Source organism: Bradyrhizobium sp. NBAIM08 (genome assembly GCF_020193935.1).
GTDB lineage: Bacteria > Pseudomonadota > Alphaproteobacteria > Rhizobiales > Xanthobacteraceae > Bradyrhizobium > Bradyrhizobium yuanmingense.
In genome coordinates, this window is the sequence record NZ_JADYVR010000002.1 from 26,121 (window position 1) to 45,374 (window position 19,254).

Genomic DNA, 19,254 nt, shown 5'->3' on the forward strand with positions numbered 1-19,254 from the left:
TGGAGGCGGAGCGAACAATCCGCCTCCATCATCTCCCTTTCTTTCTGAAGCGAGCGTTGGGGTCCAATGGCCAAGTCTAAAGAGTTGACGCCGGCAAAGCGCCGCAATCTTGAGGAGTTGACGCGTGGCTTCCGCGGCATCGCCCTGTTTCTGTTCTTGATCTCGGGAATGATCAACGTGCTGGCCCTGACCGGCTCGTTGTACATGATGCAGATTTACGATCGGGCCCTGACCAGCGGCAGCATCCCGACTCTCGTGGTTCTGTCGAGTCTGGCCATCGGACTTTATCTCTTTCAAGGCGGTTTCGACGTCGTTCGCTCGCAGGTTCTGGTGCGTGTCGGGGCGAGGCTGGACAAGAAGATCGCTCCACTGGCTCACCGGGTGGCGATCGACATGCCCCGTTTCGGCTTCTCCACCTCCGAGGCGCTCGAACGTGGCCGGGACGTCGATACCGTCCGCGGCTTTCTCGGCAGCCAGGGACCCGCGGCGCTGTTCGACCTGCCGTGGATGCCGATCTATCTGGTATTCATCTATCTCCTGCATCCACTCCTGGGCGCGCTGACCTTCGCGGGAGCCTTCATACTGACGGTCCTCACCGTCGTCAGCGAGATTATGACCAAGCATCTGAGCGTGTCCGCTCGGAAGGCCGCAATGGTCCGAAACACCATCGCAGATTCCAACGCACGCAATGCGGACGTTATCAAGGCGATGGGGTTTGCGAACCGTGCGGTCGATCGCTTCCATACCGCCAATGGCGAGCACCTCGATCTTCAGACCAGGACGAATGACATCACGGGCACTTTCGCCGCCGTGTCGCGGGTGCTGCGCATGCTGCTGCAGTCCGCCGTTCTTGGATTGGGTGCCTACCTCACCATCAAGGGTGAACTCTCGGCCGGCGCGATCATCGCATGCTCTGTCGCCTCCGCACGCGCCCTGGCGCCGGTGGATCTGGCGATCGGCAACTGGAAAGCGTTCATCTCGGCGAGGATGGCATTTCAACGGCTGCGCGACACGGTCGTGGCGCTTGCCGATGTCGACCAGCCGATGAAGCTGCCGGCGCCGAGCAAGCGGCTCAGCGTCGAAAGGGCAACGGTCGCCGTGCCCGGATCCGGGCAGGTCATCCTGAGCGACGTCAGCTTCGAACTCGAGGCCGGCCAGGCGCTCGGAATTATCGGACCCAGCGCCGGTGGCAAGACCACCATGGTGCGCGCCCTTACCGGCATCTGGCCGTTGCTGCGCGGCAGCGTTCGCCTGGACGGCGCCGATCTTGGCCAATGGCGAGAGGACGATATCGGTCGTCACGTTGGCTACCTTCCTCAGGAGATCAGCCTGATGGATGCGACGATTGAAGAGAATATCTGCCGCTTCGAGCCGCAGCCGGACTACCAAAAAGTGGTCGAGGCAGCCAGGGCGGCCGGCGTTCACGAGATGATCGTAAAGATGCCGGAAGGGTATCGGACGCAGCTTGGCCCGCAGGGCGCGGCATTGTCCGCAGGTCAGCGACAGCGCGTGGCGCTGGCGCGGGCGCTTTATGGCAACCCTTTCATTGTCATCATGGACGAACCCAATTCCAATCTTGACGGCGAAGGCGAGGCGGCCCTGACGAGGGCGATCGAAGGCATCAGGGCGCGTGGCGGCATAACGATCGTGATTGCCCACCGGCCCAGTGCGCTTGTGGCCGTGGATATGGTCGCCATTGTCCAGAATGGCCGCATGACGGCGTTCGGAACGAAGAACGACATCATGACACCGGGCCTGTCGGCAAGACCTGCAGCAGAAGAACTCCAAACGCAAGTGAGGAGGCCAGCATGATTACAGTTCAGGCGCTGAAACCGAAGTCACAGCCGTCGCGACCAAGGCACGAAGATTACGTCGAGAAGGAGCCGGAGAAGAAAGGGATCTTGCCGATCGCTTTCCTGCTGTTTCTGACCGCGGCTGCGACGTACCTGAAGAGCTTTCTGCCGACGACGGTGGAAGCGCACGAAGACCGGAAGACCGACAGGGATGACGGTTCCGAAGAGAAGAGCGATGCGCCGGCAGCGGAAGCGAGCCTCGCAGATGAGGACGATTCGGCCACGGACGCGCGCACTGCCAAGTCTTCCGACAACGTCGTGCCGATCAGGATCGTGCTGCCGCAGGAGATCAGCGAGTTCCTGGCCAATGATTCCCCGGCGCTTGACTTCAACGGACGAGAGCGTTCCGGCCAGGTTCGCGTCGACAATGGTCCATTGGGAGATCCAATCCGGGCGAACAATGATAATCGCCCGCAATCCGCGTCTTCCGAAGGAGCGGGTGCTTCGGGCGGGGGAGGCGGTGGCGGAGGAGGAGGAGACGGTGACGCCAAGCCTCGCGGACCGAGCCCCTTCACCCCCCGTCCGGACCTCGACCTCGATATCGATCCTCAACGCAATCGGGCGCCCCGGATCAGCGGACCGGTACAGCTGCGCAATGTGATCGGCTGTGAGGCTCTGACGATCTCGCTCTTGGCCCTGTTGAGCGGTGCCACCGATCCGGACGGCGACATCATGAGGGTCGTCAATCTCACGGCAAGTTCCGGCGCCATCACACAGGCGCAGGACGGGAGCTGGGTGTTCGCCCGTGACGATGGCATGCTCGGCGAGGTGACGCTGACTTATACCATCACCGACGGCTTCGCGTCCGTCGTGCAGACGGCGCACTTTAGCGTCATCGAAGCGCCGCCGGTCATCGGGACGGCTGCCGACGACAACCTTCTCGGCACGCAGTGCGCCGATCGGATCGACGGCCGGGATGGCGACGACAACATCGACGCCCGCCAGGGCAATGACATCATTTTTGGCGGCCTGGGCGACGACCACATCGTAGCCGGGGGCGGCAACGACATCGTCTATGCCGGGGAAGGCAACGATCTGGTGTTCGCGGGCGCGGGAAACGATGTAGTGTTCGGAGGTGCCGGTCACGACAGTCTGTATGGCGAGGACGGCGACGACACCATCATGGGAGAAGATGGAAACGACGTCATTTCAGGCGGCGGTGGTGCCGACATCCTGATCGGTGGCGCCGGCAATGATTCCGTTCAGGGCGATGCGGACAACGACAGGATCGATGGCGGTGGTGGCAATGACAGCCTCGCCGGTGGGACCGGCGATGACGTGATTGTCGGGGCCGCCGGCGATGATCTTCTGTTCGGTGGCAACGGCAACGACGTGCTGACGGACGGCGCGGGTAGCGACAGGGCACACGGCGATGCCGGAGACGACTATTTCATAGCCGCGCTTGACGAGGCCAACGACACCTACGACGGTAGTGACGGGTTTGACACTATCGATTTTTCCGCTGCGAGGGAGAGAATTGCCATCGACCTCGGACATGGAACGGCGGAGGGACGCGAGATCGGTCAGGATAGAGTTGCCGGCGTGGAGGCGGTTATCGGCGGAGGCGGCAACGATCATATCGATGCAGGATCGAAGACGGCCGACGTAACCATGAGCGGCGGCAACGGGAGCGACCTTCTCCAAGGAGGTGCCGGGAATGACAGCGTTTCGGATGGTTCAGGAGGTGACACAGTTTCTGCCGGCGGCGGCAACGATCACGTCGCTGCCGCGGCCGACGCGGCCGATGACACCTATGATGGAGGAACCGGAGAGGACACGCTCGATTACTCGACCGCAACCCTGAGTATCACGGTCGACCTCGAAGGAGGTACTGCCGACGGTCTCGATGTCGGGCACGACTTGATTGCAGCCTTCGAGAGGATCATTACCGGCTCGGGCGACGACCACATTGTCGCCGCTGGATCGAACTCCATCTCGATGACGGGAGGCGACGGCGACGACACCTTCGAGTTCAGGAGGACGGGCGATGATGACCAGGCGCTGACGGTCCGCAAGATCACTGATTTTACGGTGGGGGATCGAATAGTAGCTGCGACATACGAGATCAGTGTCCTCGGGGAGGGCGGTGTTGACGAGACAATCTCCGATATGTTCGACGATGTCTATCTTTCGACAACCGGAGACAAGCGACCGGTGCGCTTTCGATTCGAAGAGGTGGACAGCAACAAGATGACGTTGGTGGACGTGCACGATCGACCTGACACGGACGAGTTCTTTACGATTCAGGTCGAGGGGCATCATCACCTTCAATTCACGGTGGCGGTCAGCTGAGGCAATAACGTCCATGAAACATACCGACCCGAGAGAACTTGCTACCGCGTTGCCAGCCAATCCCGGCAGCGTCGAGAGATCGCTCCGGCTATGGCCAAGGATAGTCGGCGGACTGTCGCTTGTGGTTGTATTGGTGATCGGCTGTGGCGGGTGGGCGGCGATAGCCAAGCTGGAAGGGGCCATCGTCGCCAGCGGTACCGTCAAGGTCGACGAGAACCTGAAGGAGGTGCAGCATCGGGATGGCGGCATCGTTAAAACGCTGTCGATTCGCCAGGGCGATTTCGTTCGCGAAGGACAAATCCTGGCGACTCTGGACGACGTGCAAATCAAGGCAGAACTCCTTATCGTCAGGTCTCAGCTGGGGGAAGCGCTGGGCCGTCAAGCGCGACTGATTGCGGAGCGCGACAACCTCCCTTCGATCGAATTCCCGGCGGATCTCGGGCGCATTTCGACCGCCTCGGAGGTTGTGATCCAGGGTGAACGCCGACTGTTCGCGGGCAACAAGTTGGGGAGGGATAGCCAGAAGGAGCAGCTCGAGCTCAGCGTCAGCCAGACCCTGGAGGAGATCAAGGGAATGGAAGCGCGGCTCGCTGCCAAAGAACACGAGATCCAATTGGTTGGTGCCGAGCGCGACAAGCTGGACGCTCTCTTCGAGAAGAAGATCGTTGAGTATACCCGGGTTTATTCAGCTCACCGCGACTGGGCGCGAATACTAGGAGAACGCGGCGAGATTTCTGCGGGTATTGCCCGGGCTAAGGTCCGTGCGAGCGAAATCAGGGTTCAGATCATCGCCGTAGATCAAAATGCCAGCACGGAGGCGCAACGCGACTTGCGGACCGTAGACGCCCGCATCTCCGAGCTAAGCGAACGAAAGTTGGCGATCGAGGATCGTCTGTCGCGCACCGAAATCAGGTCTCCGGTTGCGGGTTACGTCAATGAGCTCTTTATTCATACTGTCGGCGGCGTTATTACGCCGGCTGCGAAGATCGCGACGATCGTACCCCAGCATGCAGAGCTCAAGTTCGAGATCAAGATCTCGCCGGCCGACATAGACCAGGTGAGAGAAGGGCAGTCCGCCCGCGTTCGCCTAACCGCGTTCAACCGCAACACAACGCCGGAGATGAAGGGATCCGTCGTCATGCTGTCTCCCGCTTCGGCGCGCGATCCTTCAAATGGGCAGGAGTACTATGTTGCATTCGTCAATTTGCTGCCGACCGAGGATGCGATAGCCAAGCTTCATGGTTTTAAGCTTGTTCCCGGCATGCCTGCAGAGGTGTTTATTTCAACACAGGAAAGGACAGCGGCGTCATATCTGGTGAAACCTTTCACAGATCAGATGAACCGCGCCTTTCGGGAGCGTTAACGTCTTGGCGGAGACACCGAACAGGGACGCATCAAGGAGCGAGGCGCCCGGAATGCCATCGAGCTGAAAAAGACCTCGACAATTCTTCGCGCCGGCAACGCTTGTTTAGTTTTTTTTCGAACCGGCTGGATGCCTCGGCTCAAGTGTCTGACCCTATCCGCAGGGTACTTGGTAGAACACGGAGATTTCCCCAGGTCGCCCACGAAACGCGGCCAGTTTGTCCAGTCACGCGGGCGAAGTCGATTGCGCAGATGATAACCTCGAATAGCGCGCGTCCTCCGCTTGGCTGGTTCGGGGGGAGTTCGTTGGCCTAAAGCTACGGCCGCAGGGCGGCCAGTTCTCCCGTAGTTCTGACCGTAGAATTTCGGAGGAGGGCGATGAAAAGGCTCGCAATATCAAGCGCCTTGACAGGACACCCCTTCCGCCAGAAATCGCCATAAGTTCCCCTCGTGGGCTGGCACGCTCCTTGCCAATTGGACGTGCCCGACCATGGAGGCGTGCACCGATGGCACAGCGAGTTCGTATCTTAAAGCAATCCAAGTCCGGTTTGACACATATTGCCCGCGAGCTGGTGAGATTGCTGGACGCGATCGAGGAGCTCGAGGAGCTGAGAGAAAGGGTCCGGCTCGCCGAAGCCGCTCGCGTGTTGCACTAGCCTGCGCTGGAAAGACTGGGGCGCCTCGGCGCGTCACTCCCAAGGTCTGGATTGGCGGCGCCCCGGTGCCGCTCGGGTCATTTGGCCGAGACCCATTCCTAACACCGCAGCCCGACGGATCTGTTCAATCTTCCTCGCTCAAGTCCGGCCCGCGATGTTGGAGAGACGGATTCCGGCGGTGCCGTAGACCCATGTTGCGTTTGGATCTCCAGTCTTCAAGAGGAGGATCGGGACTGGTTGAAATGCAGTGGAAGGAAGCGTTGCGTGCTAGAGCCACGGACACGCGAAACTGCGCAGGAACGCTACTGACTTAGAGAGATTAGCCCGACAGCAAGCTTCACAGCGGGCAACGCATGTTCTTCTTTTTCTCGAACCGGCTGGGATGTCTCGGCTCGCTGCTGATCTCCGGCCTGGTCACGGTGGCGCTGCTCTTCCTGTTTGGACTCATTCGGTTCTGATCATCAGCGCCTGGGATCCGACCGTCATCCTCTTGCATGCTCCCTCAGGAACTTGGCCTCGGCTCGCCTGTTGTTCGCAGTCTCGAGCACACGGAGAGCAGCCTTGGAAAGCACCATCATTGGAGAATTCGACACGCGCCGCGGAGCCGAGCTTGCGGTTGAGCATGTCGTGCAGGAATGCGGCGTGCCGCGAGGCGACGTCTTCGTCCAGCCTGCCGGCGCTGCGAACACCGTGGGAACACGCGCGGCAGGACCCGACGTCAAGACAGCGCCCACTCCGGAGGGGCGGCAGAAGCTGGAAGGCCTGATCGAGGTTTCCGTCGATTTTCACGGCGATGCCCCTGAGAAAATTGTCGATGTGTTGAGGAGCGCCGGCGCGAAGTTTGTCCGCACCAAATGACGACTTGTGCGACGGGCCCAGTGGGCGCCGGACATTCGGCATTCGCATCGAACCGCAGCCGTTGACCGCCTGGAACCCCTTGAGCCTCCAGCGCGTTTAGACGCAAACGCGAATTGCGAGGTCCACCTGCTTCAGAGCGCATCGACACTCACTCCCGGCGACACCGTCTGGCGGCGGTGCAAGGCGCGGCGCGTGGCGGTACTGAATGATGCCGCCGCCTATTTCGCCGCCCTGCGGGAGGCACTGCTGGAGGCGCAGGATGTCGTCTACATCGTCGGATGGGACATCCATAGCAGGACACGTCTGGTCGGAGCTTCCGGACGTGCCGATGATGGCCTGCCTGACGAGCTTGGTCCCTTCCTACGCGCCCTGGTGCAGCGCCGGCCCGCCTTGCGCATCAACATTCTCGTCTGGGACTTCGTCTCGTTCTACGCTTCCGAGAGAGAGTGGAGTTCCGCGGCGAAATTCACTGCCGACACCGATGGCCGCGTCCGGTTTCATCTTGACGCCACGCTTCCGTTTGGTTCGGCGCAACACCAGAAGATCGTCTGCGTCGACGGATCACTGGCGTTCGTCGGCGGCCTCGATCTGACGATCCGGCGCTGGGACACGAGTGACCACCGCGCCGACAATGCCATGCGCTGCGACCCTCAGCGCAAGCCATATCCACCGTTTCACGACGTTCAGTGCCTGGTCGACGGGGATGCTGCGGAGCAGCTGTTCGCCCTCGCGGAGCAACGCTGGCGTGCGGCAGGCCAACAGTCCGATGAACGGCGCGCACCGAGGAACGGTCGCTGGCCGGCGAACGTGCCTGTCGAGGCCGAGCACTTGCCGGTCGGAATCGCCCGGACCGAGGTGGTCTGTCCCGCAGGATCGACCATCAAGGAGGTCGAACGCTCCTTCATTGCGGCGATCCGGTCGGCAACGAGCTTCGTGTACATCGAAAATCAATTCACCAGCGCGACCAGGATGGCGCACGAACTCGCGGAGCAGATGTGTCGCGTGCCGTCGCTTCGGGTTCTGGTCGTCGCTCCGAAACTGCATTCCTCGTGGCTTGAGTCCCAGGCCATGCAGAACGGCCGTGGCGCCTTCATCGACTGCTTCAGCGCAGCTGGCGTGGCCGATCGCATCCGCTTCGTCTATCCGATCTCCCGCAGCGGCAATAAGGAAGCCGCGGTGATGGTGCACAGCAAGCTCATGATCGTCGATGACAGGATCTTGCGGATCGGCTCGGCCAATCTGAACAATCGTTCCATGGGCGCCGACAGCGAATGCGACCTCATCTTTGAAGCTGAATCCGAGCAGCATCGGGATTTCATCGCCTCGGTCCGCCGTCGGCTCATCGCTCATTTCTGCGGTCTCGACGAGCAGGCCGTCACGCAAAACGAGCATCGGCTGTTCGCCCTGCTGGACCAGGTGTCGAAAAAGGGTGGGGCGAAGACGCTGCGAAAAGTGGAGTCCTCGGTTCTGACCAGCACGCTGGCCACCCTGGTTCAGCCGGTGGCGGACCCTGAGCTGCCTCTTCATCTCGAGCGGGCGGCATCGCGCATGTGGAGCACGAAGACGATCATCGGGATCGCCTCGATCGCGCTGGCGCTTCTTGGACTGACGCTGGCCTGGTCGTACACGTCCCTCAGCGATTACGCCGATACGGGCCGGATCTCGTCGTTCCTGTCTGCCTATTCGCAGTCCGTTTGGGGACCGCCATTCGCAATTGCGGCCTTTGTCGTCGGCGGGCTGGTCATCTTTCCGGTTCTCGTGCTCATTGCTGCGACTGCCGCCGCCCTGGGGCCCTGGCTGGGTTTCGTCACCGCAATGGCGGGCGTCTTGCTCAGCGCGCTCCTCCTTTTTGCGATCGGACGGTTCCTGGGCCGAGAGCGCCTTCAGCGCTTGCTGGGACGCCGTGCGGCGCGCATCCAGGAGCGCGTTGTCGGCAAGGGAATCCTGGCCGTCGTCGTCATCCGGATGATTCCGATCGCACCATTCTCGCTGGTGAACGTCGCGGCTGGCGCGAGCACGCTGCCGCTCCGTGATTTCCTGGTTGGAACGCTGCTGGGCATGATGCCCGGCATTCTCGCCATGGCCGTTCTGGGAGCGCAGATCGCCGATCTGGCCAGGAATGCGTCCTGGAGCAGCGTATTGCTGCTCACGCTGGCATTTCTGGGCTGGCTCGGCGTCTGTGCGGGCGCTCAATTCCTCGCGACGTGGCTCGCCGGGAGGCGCTGATGGCGCCGATGCGCTTCATGACGTGGAATGTGCACGGCACGTTCAATCTCAATCCGAAATTCGATCTGGAGGGTGTTTGCTCCATCCTGCGCAAATGGTCGCCGGATGTCGTCGCGCTTCAGGAGGTGGATTCCCGATCGCGGTCGGACGATCCGTTCGCGAAGCTGGCGCGCGTCGTCGGCGATCATCGCGTTCATGCCAAGTCGATCGTCACGGAGGACGGTGACTACGGCCAGATGCTCATGAGCCGCTTTCCGTTCTCCAGCGTGCCCGAGATCGTCGACGTGTCGTATCGAGAGCGGGAGCCGCGCAGGGCGATCGCGACGGGGTTGCTGACGCCTTTCGGCGACGTCCGCGTGGTCGCCACTCATCTCGGCCTCAGCATCCACGAGCGTTATGCGCAGGCTCAGGCCGTGGTGAGCCTGGTGAGGCCGGAAAGGACCGTCGTCCTCGGCGATTTCAACGACTGGTTTTGGGTGAAATCGGTGCGGCGCGTGCTCGCGCAGGCCTGCCCGAACCGGACGCGGTTGCGAACTTTCCCATCGCGCTTGCCCCTCATGCGGCTCGACCGGATCTACGCAACGCGTGACAGCCGGATCGAGAAAGTCTGGACCGACCATGCGGCGCGCGCCTATTCCGACCATTTGCCCGTGATCGCGGACATCGCGATCTAACGGTTCCAGCGACGGGAGTGCGGATCTCTGGCCCTCATTGAGAAAAGCGTTGTAGTAGAGGAACTTAGCTACTGTGCATGGGGTTGTTTTCGGACAACTTATGCCCCCGGCCGACGGTCTCGAACGGGACCATGCGGAACTTTTTCCTCACGGCCACGTTCATTTGGCATGACTGAAGACCTTTCCTTCCGACGCAAACCCCTGACTCCCGAACAGCGCCACGCTCGCGATGCGGCTCGGCGGATTGAGGCCGAGAAGGCCATGCGCGATCACGAAGCGGCGCAGAAGGCGTTCTATGCCAACAAGGAACGGCTGAAGGCCGAGCGGCTGGCGCGCGAAGCGGCGGCGGCGAAGGGCTGAGCGAACGCGCTTAGCCGCGCAACTACCAAAAAATCGCATCTGCTGGCGGCATTTGATTGTCGGCCGCCAATGCCGCTTGGGTGTCTGCTTCCCATCGGCAGGCTTGACGGCGCTTCGCTTCCGGGAGGAAGCTTCTGATGATCCAAAACTGACCTGAACCACGGAGACGTTCGCTCCCAGCAAGTCCGATCCTCATCAGCGACGCAGAATGGAGCTGACCATGACCACGTTCGACAAGCGCGAGCGGGGCTTTGAAGCCAAATTCGCCCACGACGAGGAATTGATGTTCAAGGCCACGGCGCGGTCCAACAAGCTGCTCGGGCTTTGGGCCGCAGGCCAGCTCGGGCTCAGTGGCGATGCCGCTGCAGGCTACGCGGCTGCGCTGGTGACGGACCATCTGGAGAGCCGGACGATGGACCACGTGGTCGGCAAGGTGGCGGGCGATCTCGCAGGTACGGGGATCGCGCGCGAGCAGGTCGCGCAGAGGCTTCAGGAATGTCTGCACCAGGCGCTGGCGCAGCTCGAAGCGGACCGGCAATGACACCCGCTGCCGCGTTCATTCGGCGCGCTTGCCGCCTTCCGCGGGCTGTGCCGTTTCGTGCTACCGTGCCAGCCGCCGGAGACGGCGGCGAGCGGGAGGTGGGGGCATGTCACGCGGCAGCTTTGGCAAATGGTCCGGCGCAATCGCATGCGCCGGCGCCATGCTGGTCGCTGCAGGTGGCGCCGAGGTCTCGGCGACGCCGCTGACGCCGTTTCGATACGAGGCGCAGGCCCAGCGTCATTGCCCGCGCGACAAGGTGGTTTGGCTCGACTTCGGCAAGGGCGTCTATTACCGCAAGGGGCAGAAGCGCTACGGCCAGGGCTTCGACGGCAGCTTCGTCTGCCAGAACGAGGCCCGCGGCGGCTTCTACCGCCGCTCGCTGTTGGGCCTGCGCTGAGCGGCGGATTTCGGCGGCTGGCGGACGCGCCGGTTATTTCGCTGACGGCAGCCTGACCGGCACATGCGGGGAGGTGCTGATGACCCGGGGACTTCCATCCGGATAGGTGCGGTTGCCGCGGATCAGGGATTCCAAGACCAGGAAGAACTTCTCGGCAAGCATTTGCGTCACCCTCGTTGGTGATGGCCTCTTGCAATTGGTCGAGGCGCCGAACGCAATAATTCAATCAACTGAATGGGAGCGGGGACAGCCGCGCCTGCTGCGCCGCAATGGAGAGAACCCGTGTTGGACAGGCGGACGTGCGGTTCAGGCAAACGCCAGCGCGACGAGGCTCGAGCAGAGCAGCACCAAGCCGCCGGCGGTCAAGGCCAGGAAGCCATCGGATACGAGGTCATGATTACGCATGGGACACCTGCCGCTCTCGTGTTCGATGCGCGAGTGGATCGACCGTCCGAACGCGCCGCTTTGAAAGAGGTGATGCTTGCCGCCCGCGCGAGTGCCTTCAGGCCCTCGTGCGGTAACCCTCGAACGCATGGGCCAGGAAGATCCCCGCGCTTACCAGACCCATCAGTGCCGAAACCGTCTCGATCATCGTTAAATTCCAAATCCTGCCCTCGCATCCGAGAGAACGCGGGCGGCCTTGCACAGTCAAAAGAATTTCGGTGAGCGCCGCGACAATGGGGGTGGAGTGAGGATTTGGCGCAACAGACTGTCCGGCACTGGCACAGTGCGGGGGCCATCGCCCCGTAGAACAACGGAAAAATGCGAACGTCTCGTTTACCATCCCGGCGTGATCGCCGTGGGCTCCCCATTTCCGCCGCGTTCGGGTTGCGTTATCGTTACCGCTTCCGAGACGGTGGTGGGCCGCCTTGGATGAGATGACCGGACAGCGCTCCCGTAGCCAAAGCGGGTTGGGTACGCCTCCGGCGAAGTGGTATTTGGGGCGCATGGGGATCCGTCGGTCAGATTCGGTTTTGCGAGCCGCGCGCGGTGTTGCGGCGGTCGCGACCTGCCTTGCGCTCGCCAATTGCGCCTCGTCGAACAAGTTCGCCAGCCGGGTCGATCCGAAATACGGGGTGTCCTCGAGCCCGCGGGTGGTGGCCTTCGGCGATCCGGTCCCGAAGGGCGGCGGCACCTACCGCGTCGGCAAGCCCTATGTCGTGGCGGGCCGGACTTACGTGCCGGAGGAGGACGTCAACTATCGCGCTGAGGGCATGGCCTCCTGGTACGGCGACAGTTTCCACGGCCGCCTGACCGCCAATGGCGAAGTGTTCGACATGACCTCGCTGACCGCGGCGCATCCGACCCTGCCGATGCCGTCTTATGCGCGGGTGACCAACGTCTCGAACGGCAAGTCGCTGATCGTCCGCGTCAATGACCGCGGGCCCTACCACGGCAACCGCCTCATCGACGTCTCCAACAAGGCCGCCGAACTCCTTGAATTCAAAGGGAACGGCGTCGCCAAGGTCCGGGTCGAATATGTCGGCCGGGCGCCGCTCGAAGGCTCCGACGACCGCCAGCTTCTGGCGACCCTGCGCACCGGCGTCCCGGCGCCGTCGCCCTCGATGGTCCGGGTCGCCTCGGCCAAGCCGTTTGTGCCGGAGCTGCCGTCCTCGACCCGCGGTGCCATTCGCGGTGAGGTCCCGATGCCGGAGGGGCGGCCATACAATCTCGGCAGTACCTCGGCCGATATGGCTTCGCTCAATGCTACCTCGGAGATGTCGGCTTCGAGCCGCAGCCGGGGCCGGGCGCTCCAGAACGCCCGCGCGGTGTCCTATGGCGAGGACGGTCGCTACGCCGCCGACAGCGCGGCCGCATCGACCGATGGCGCCGCCGAGGCCCGCAGCATCCTGAGCGGCCGCGGCCTCTACTGAGCCGCGCTCTCCTTCAAGAACGTGACGAGCGCCGCATTCACCTCTTCGGGCCGCTCCTGCTGCACCCAATGGCCGGCGCCCTCGATGATCAGCTTGCGCTTCAGATTGGGCAGCACGCGCTCGAGCTCGTTGACGCGCTTGGCCCCGATCAGGCCGGTGATGACGGCGTCCTTCGAGCCTGCGATGAAGAGGGAAGGCTGGTGAATCTGCGCGTCCTGCCAGGGCGCGGTCAGCTCCCAATTGCGGTCGATGTTGCGATACCAGTTCAGCCCGCCGCGGAAGCCGGACTTGCGGAAGGCCTCGGTGAAATAGGCCAGGTCTGCCTCGCTGAGCCAGCCAGGCAGCGGCTCGTCGGCGCCCGCGTGGCCGAGAAAGCCCTTGCCCTCCTGCACGAACATGGCGGCGGTGGGATCGGCGAGGCCCCGCCCGCCGAGGACGATGCGCATGGTGCGTGCGACGTCACGCTCGAGCTCGGCCTCGGCGACGCCAGGCGTCTGGAAATACTGCCAGTAGAAATTGGTGACGCCGCCCTGGCGCAGCAGGTCGAGCGGCTTGCCGCGGCCCCGGAACGGCGGCGGCACGCTCAGGCCCGCGACCGCCGTGAAGATGTCCGGCCGGAACAGCGCCGCGTGCCAGGCGACCGGTGCACCCCAATCATGGCCGACCACCATCGCCTTGGTCTCGCCGAGGGCCTGGACCAGGCCGACCACGTCGCCGACCGTGTCGAAGATCGAGTAGGCGTTCGCGTCGAGTGGTGCCGCGCTCTGACCATAGCCGCGCATGTCGGGGGCGACGACGTGAAACCCGGCTTCGGCGACTGCCGGGATCTGGTGGCGCCAGGAATAGGACAGTTCCGGCCAGCCATGGCACAGGACCACAAGCGGTCCCTGGCCGGCTTCGCGGACGAACAGCTCGACCCCGTTGGCCTTGATCATGCGGGTTGAGGGCATTCGCTTTTCCGCCTTGTTTCAGGGGTTTGGTCGAAAAACATGAGGCGCCACGATAGGGGCGCGGCGAGAATCGTGCAATCTCGGCGACAAGCGTCCAACCGCGTGTTGTTCGCATCTGTTCCAGCTGTTAGAACGCCTCTCTCAGGGCTTCGCCATGGCACTTCGTCTTCCTTTGCTTCGTCGCAACCGGCTCACCGCCGGAACGCTGGCACGCGGGCTGATCGCGACGGTTTTGGCAGCGGCCATCGGCTGGGGCGGGGCGCTCCTTGCGGCCAACCAGAGCGTCCAGGGCGGCAAGAAAGCGGAAGATGCCGGCTTCGACGGCGATGCCCCGACCGCGATCCTGATCGAAGCCTCCTCGGGCAGTGTGCTGTTCGAGAAGAACGCCGACGAGCTGCGCGCGCCCTCGAGCATGATGAAGCTGATGACCGCGGAGGTCGTCTTCAATGCCATCAAGAAGGGCGACATCAAGCTGAACGACGAGTATCGGATCAGCGAGAATGCCTGGCGCAGAGGCGGGGCCCCCTCGGGCGGCTCTACCATGTTCGCCGCCATCAACAGCAAGGTCTCGGTCGACGATCTCCTGCGCGGCGCGATCATCCAGAGCGGCAACGACGCCTGCATCGCGCTGGCCGAAGCCATGGCGGGCAATGAGCGGATCTTTGCCGCCGACTTCATGACCAAGCGCGCCCGCGAGCTTGGCATGACCAGGTCGACCTTCGCCAATTCCAGCGGTCTGCCCGATCCCGGCAACAAGATGACGGTGCGCGAGCTCGGCATGCTTGCCCGGCACATCATCCTGGACTTCCCCGAATTCTACAAACTGTTCGGCGAGAAGGAGTTCACCTGGAACAAGATCCGCCAGCAAAACCGCAATCCGCTGCTCAATTCGATGGAGGGCGCTGACGGCCTGAAGACCGGCTACACCAAGGAAGGCGGCTACGGCATGGTCGGCTCCGCCGTGCAGAACGGCACGCGGCTGATCGTCGTCGTCAACGGGCTTGACGATCCCGAGGACCGCGCCACGGAAGCCAAGAAGATGCTGGAATGGGGTTTTCGCAATTTCGAGACCCGCACCCTGATCGCGGCCGAGCAGCCGGTCGGCTACGCCAAGGTGTTCGGCGGCGAGAGCCGGTCGGTCAAGCTCATCGCCAAGACCCCTGTGAAGGTGATGGTGCACAAGAACGGCAGCGACAAGCTGATTGCGCGCATCGTCTATAGTGGCCCGGTGCGCGCGCCGATCGAGGCCGGCCAGCGGGTCGGCGTGGTCAGGGTCTGGCGCAGCGGCAACATCGCGGTCGAGACGCCGGTCTACGCCGCGGAGGCGATCGGCACCGGCTCGACCATGCGCCGCGCGATCGACGGCGCCAGCGAGCTCGTGATCGGCATGTTCCGCGCAGGCGCCGAGAAGCTCTGATCATGAGTGGGAGCGCTGCACAGCGGCCGTCCGGACGGGGACGCTTCATCACCTTTGAAGGCGGCGAGGGCACGGGCAAGTCGACCCAGATCAAGAAGCTCGCCGACCGCCTCAAGGCGGCAAAGCTGCGCATCCGCGTGACGCGGGAGCCGGGCGGCTCGCCGGGCGCTGAAATCATGCGTCATCTGGTGCTGTCGGGCATGGGCAAGCTGCTCGGCCCCGAGGCCGAGACGCTGCTGTTTGCCGCCGCGCGCGATGACCATGTCCGCACCGTGATCCAGCCGGCGCTGAGCCAGGGCGTCTGGGTGCTGTGCGACCGCTTCGCGGATTCGACGCGGGCGTATCAGGGCAGCCTCGGCCAGGTGCCCGATGGCCTGATCAACGCGATGCAAAGGGTGACGATCGGCGACCTCAAGCCGGACCTCACCATCATCCTCGATTTGCCGGTCGAGATCGGCCTGCAACGTGCCGCCGCGCGCCGCGGCAGCGGCACGCCCGACAGGTTTGAGGCTGAGAAGCTCAGCTTTCACCAGGGCCTCCGCGAAGCCTATCGCAAGATCGCGGCGGAGGATCCCGCGCGCTGCGTGCTGATCGACGCCAATTCCGATCCGGACACGGTCGCCGCGCGCGTCTGGACGGCGCTGCGCGAGCGCCTGCTGCCAACGCCTGCGTCAGTGGTGTCGGTATGAGCCCGCGTCAGGCCGAGCGCGAAACCGCCATACCGCATCCGCGCGAGACGTCGCAGCTGTTCGGCCATCGCGAGGCGGAGGCCGCGCTGCTTGATGCCTATCGCAGCGGACGCATTCCGCATGCCTGGCTGATCGGCGGGCCACAGGGGATCGGCAAGGCGACGCTGGCCTATCGCATGGCGCGCTTCGTGCTCGCCCATGCGCAGCCGCTGGCGCCGGCCGTGCAGCGCGCCGAAAGCCTTGCGATCGATCACGACGACGCCGTGGCGCGGCAGGTGGCGGCCGGCTCGCATGGCGGCCTGCTGACGCTCGAGCGCACCGCCAACGAGCGCGGCGTGATGCGCACCGTGATCACCGTGGACGAGACGCGCGAGACGATCGGTTTCTTCGGCTCGACCGCCGCGGCCGAAGGCTGGCGCGTCTGCATCGTCGACACCGTCGACGAGCTCAATCCGAACGCGGCCAACGCGCTTCTGAAGATCTTGGAGGAGCCGCCGCAGCAATCGCTGTTCCTGCTGGTGAGCCACGCGCCCGCGCGGGTGCTCGCCACGATCCAGTCGCGCTGCCGCAAGCTGCGCCTGCGGCCGCTCACCACGAACGATGTGATCGGCGCCGCCGCTTCGGCGGCTGAGCTCGATCCGAACGATGCCGCGCTGCGCGAGGCGGCCGAGGCCTCCGAGGGCAGCGTCGCACGGACGCTGACGTTGCTCGGTGGCGAGGCCCTGAAGCTTCAGCAGCGCACGGCGGCGCTGCTCGCGCGCCTGCCGCAGGTCGATCCGCGCGAATTGCACACGCTCGGCGATTCGCTCGGCACCAGCGACCGCGTGGCGCTTGCGGCCTTCATCGACGGCATCGACCGCTGGATTGCGGAGCGCCTGCATGCGGATGAGGCCAATGCCAACCAGAACCTGCCGCGCCTTGCGCGGCTAGCTGAGGTATGGGAAAAGATCGTCCGCGCCGCGCGCGACACCGAAACCTACAATCTGGAGCGAAAGCCCTTGGTTTTCTCGGTGTTCGGCTGGCTGGCGGACGCAACGCGCTAAAGCATGATCCGGAAAAGTGCGCAGCGGTTTTCCGAAAGATCATGCGCAAAACAATAACGGAACGCCGAGCCGTTTCCAAAATTCGAGAAGCCGGTAAAGGAATTCGTGGTGGCAACGCGAGCTAAGAAATCCGTCAAACGCAAGAGCGGCAAGAAGGCTGCGAAGAAGGCCGTCAAGAAAGCCGCGAAAAAGGCCAAGGCGCGCGCGGCCAAAGCTGCCAAGAAGGTCAAGAAGACCAAGAAGGCTGCCGTCAAGAAGAGCGTGAAGAAGGGCGCCGCAAAGAAGGCCGCGAAGAAGCAGGTCGTCGCCAAGAAGGCGGTGAAGAAAGCTGCCAAAAAGCCGGCCAAGGCTCCGGCGAAGAAGGTCGCGAAAAATGCGGCTGCGCCTGCCGTGACCGCCGCACCGACTCCCGTCGTGACGCCTGAGAAGCCAAAGGCGCCGAAGCCAAAGGCTCCTCGTTCGCCGAAGCCCGTCGCTTCTGCGCACGTTGCCGCGCCTGCGGTTGCCGCCGCGCGCGACAACATCTTCTACATCACCACCGCGATCGCCTATCCCAACGGTAGCCCGCATATCGGTCATGCCTATGAGGCGATCGCGACCGACGCCCTGGCGCGCTTTGCGCGGCTCGACGGCAAGGATGTGTTCTTTTTGACCGGCACCGACGAGCACGGTCAGAAGATGATTCAGACGGCGGCGAACGAAGGCATGTCCACCGCCGCGCTCGCGACGCGCAATGCCGGCCGCTTCAGAGAGATGGACGAGCGCCTGGACGTGTCGTTCGACCGCTTCATCCGCACCACCGAGGAGCAGCATCACCGTTCCAGCCAGGAGATCTGGCGCCGCATGGAAGCGAACGGCGACATCTACGCTGACACCTATTCGGGCTGGTACTCGGTCCGTGACGAGGCCTATTACGCCGAGGACGAGACGCGTGTGAACGACGATGGCGTGCGCTTGGGGCCGCAGGGCACGCCGGTGGAATGGGTGGAGGAGAAGAGCTATTTCTTCCGCTTGTCGGAGTACCAGGACAAGCTGCTCAAGCTCTATGCGGATCAGCCTGACTTCGTCGGGCCGGACTCGCGCAAGAACGAGGTGGTGAGCTTCGTCAAGGGCGGCCTGCGCGATCTCTCGATCTCGCGCACCACGTTCGATTGGGGCGTGAAGGTGCCCGGCGACGAAGAGCACGTGATGTATGTCTGGGTCGATGCGTTGACCAACTACATCACCGGCGTCGGTTTCCCCGATGAGAGCGACAAGAACTGGCGCTATTGGCCGGCCGACGTGCACGTCATCGGCAAGGACATCATCCGCTTCCATGCGGTGTATTGGCCGGCCTTCCTTTTGTCGGCGGGCATCCCGCTGCCGAAACGGGTCTATGCCCACGGCTTCCTGTTCAACAGGGGCGAGAAGATGTCGAAGTCGGTCGGCAACACTGTCGATCCCTTCAACCTCGCCGACCAGTACGGCGTCGACCAGTTGCGCTACTTCTTCTTGCGCGAGGTGCCGTTCGGCCAGGACGGCAACTACAATCACGAGGCGATTGTCGCGCGCATCAACGCCGATCTCGCCAACGATCTCGGCAATCTCGCGCAGCGCTCGCTGTCGATGATCGCAAAACAGCTCGGCGGCGTGCTGCCCGAGCCCGGCGAGTTCAGCGACAACGACAAGGCGATCCTGGCGATGGCCGACGGCATGATCGCTGCCTCGCGTGAAGCCATGGCGACGCAGCAGATTCATCAATGGCTCAACGCCGTCTGGGCCGTGGTCGCGGAGGCCAACCGCTATTTTGCGGGTGAAGCGCCGTGGGCGCTCGCCAAGACGGATCCGGCCAGGCAGAAGACGGTGCTCTACGTCACCGCCGAAGTCGTGCGTCAGATTGCGATCCTGGCTCAGCCCGCGATGCCGACCGCCTCCGGCAAGCTGCTCGACAGCCTCGGCATCCCCGAAGCCGAGCGCAATTTTGACATGCTCGGCGGCGCCAAGCGCATCGCGCCCGGTTCGACGCTGCCGGCGCCGATGCCGGCGTTCCCGCGCTACGTCGAGCCGGCGGCCTGAAGGCGTT

The 19,254-nt window shown here is 63.5% G+C and carries 16 protein-coding genes; 14 read left to right on the forward strand and 2 right to left on the reverse strand.

Translation table 11 applies throughout. The features are described 5' to 3' along the window. The first annotated feature begins 66 nt into the window (after positions 1-66). The 9 genes from I6F37_RS06225 (at position 67) to I6F37_RS06265 (ending at position 11,219) form a co-directional block, all read left to right on the forward strand. Positions 67-1,812, forward strand: coding sequence for a type I secretion system permease/ATPase (locus I6F37_RS06225; protein ID WP_225150627.1), 1,746 nt, complete (start codon positions 67-69; stop codon positions 1,810-1,812). Continuing rightward, positions 1,809-4,145 carry a cadherin-like domain-containing protein gene (locus I6F37_RS06230; protein WP_225150629.1) on the forward strand — a complete coding sequence of 779 codons (2,337 nt, stop codon included), beginning with the start codon at positions 1,809-1,811 and terminating at the stop codon, positions 4,143-4,145. The genes I6F37_RS06225 and I6F37_RS06230 overlap by 4 nt, the downstream gene beginning before the upstream one ends. Positions 4,146-4,158: 13 nt before the next feature. Beyond that, a complete protein-coding gene (locus I6F37_RS06235) occupies positions 4,159-5,508 on the forward strand; it encodes an HlyD family type I secretion periplasmic adaptor subunit (protein WP_225150631.1) in 1,350 nt (449 codons plus the stop codon). A gap of 1,216 nt (positions 5,509-6,724) precedes the next feature. Then, positions 6,725-7,021, forward strand: coding sequence for a hypothetical protein (locus tag I6F37_RS06240; protein ID WP_035999192.1), 297 nt, complete (start codon positions 6,725-6,727; stop codon positions 7,019-7,021). A 6-nt stretch (positions 7,022-7,027) separates the two neighbouring features. Continuing rightward, a complete protein-coding gene (locus I6F37_RS06245; RefSeq protein WP_225150633.1) occupies positions 7,028-9,247 on the forward strand; it encodes a VTT domain-containing protein in 2,220 nt (739 codons plus the stop codon). Continuing rightward, positions 9,247-9,921, forward strand: coding sequence for an endonuclease/exonuclease/phosphatase family protein (locus tag I6F37_RS06250; RefSeq protein WP_225150635.1), 675 nt, complete (start codon positions 9,247-9,249; stop codon positions 9,919-9,921). Before I6F37_RS06245 ends, I6F37_RS06250 begins: the two co-directional genes overlap by 1 nt. A gap of 168 nt (positions 9,922-10,089) precedes the next feature. Then, a complete protein-coding gene (locus I6F37_RS06255) occupies positions 10,090-10,281 on the forward strand; it encodes a hypothetical protein (RefSeq protein ID WP_035999201.1) in 192 nt (63 codons plus the stop codon). A gap of 220 nt (positions 10,282-10,501) precedes the next feature. After that, a complete protein-coding gene (locus tag I6F37_RS06260; protein WP_192893207.1) occupies positions 10,502-10,822 on the forward strand; it encodes a DUF1476 domain-containing protein in 321 nt (106 codons plus the stop codon). A 106-nt stretch (positions 10,823-10,928) separates the two neighbouring features. Beyond that, complete coding sequence (locus tag I6F37_RS06265) at positions 10,929-11,219, forward strand: hypothetical protein (RefSeq protein ID WP_036031443.1); 291 nt, start codon at positions 10,929-10,931, stop codon at positions 11,217-11,219. A 33-nt stretch (positions 11,220-11,252) separates the two neighbouring features. Here I6F37_RS06265 and I6F37_RS45515 read toward each other — a convergent pair whose 3' ends face one another. Next, a complete protein-coding gene (locus I6F37_RS45515; RefSeq protein WP_260347296.1) occupies positions 11,253-11,381 on the reverse strand; it encodes a hypothetical protein in 129 nt (42 codons plus the stop codon). A gap of 785 nt (positions 11,382-12,166) precedes the next feature. Between I6F37_RS45515 and I6F37_RS06270 the strand changes: the two genes are divergently transcribed. Next, complete coding sequence (locus tag I6F37_RS06270; RefSeq protein WP_225129927.1) at positions 12,167-13,093, forward strand: septal ring lytic transglycosylase RlpA family protein; 927 nt, start codon at positions 12,167-12,169, stop codon at positions 13,091-13,093. Here I6F37_RS06270 and I6F37_RS06275 read toward each other — a convergent pair. Beyond that, positions 13,087-14,043: an alpha/beta fold hydrolase gene (locus I6F37_RS06275; protein ID WP_035999214.1), complete on the reverse strand. Its 957-nt coding sequence runs from the start codon at positions 14,041-14,043 to the stop codon at positions 13,087-13,089. The genes I6F37_RS06270 and I6F37_RS06275 overlap by 7 nt on opposite strands. A gap of 154 nt (positions 14,044-14,197) precedes the next feature. Here I6F37_RS06275 and I6F37_RS06280 point away from each other — a divergent pair, with 154 nt between their 5' ends. The 4 genes from I6F37_RS06280 (at position 14,198) to metG (ending at position 19,247) form a co-directional block, all read left to right on the forward strand. Beyond that, the gene (locus I6F37_RS06280) at positions 14,198-15,460 is read left to right on the forward strand and encodes a D-alanyl-D-alanine carboxypeptidase family protein (protein WP_035999217.1); all 1,263 of its coding nucleotides are present in this window, start codon (positions 14,198-14,200) and stop codon (positions 15,458-15,460) included. Positions 15,461-15,462: 2 nt separating this feature from the next. Next, on the forward strand, positions 15,463-16,149 hold the full coding sequence (gene tmk, locus I6F37_RS06285) for a dTMP kinase (RefSeq protein WP_035999220.1): 687 nt from the start codon (positions 15,463-15,465) through the stop codon (positions 16,147-16,149). Next, positions 16,146-17,192, forward strand: coding sequence for a DNA polymerase III subunit delta' (locus tag I6F37_RS06290; RefSeq protein ID WP_035999222.1), 1,047 nt, complete (start codon positions 16,146-16,148; stop codon positions 17,190-17,192). Before tmk ends, I6F37_RS06290 begins: the two co-directional genes overlap by 4 nt. 108 nt (positions 17,193-17,300) lie before the next feature. Further along, on the forward strand, positions 17,301-19,247 hold the full coding sequence (gene metG / locus I6F37_RS06295; protein WP_074448020.1) for a methionine--tRNA ligase: 1,947 nt from the start codon (positions 17,301-17,303) through the stop codon (positions 19,245-19,247). Positions 19,248-19,254 lie beyond the last annotated feature (7 nt).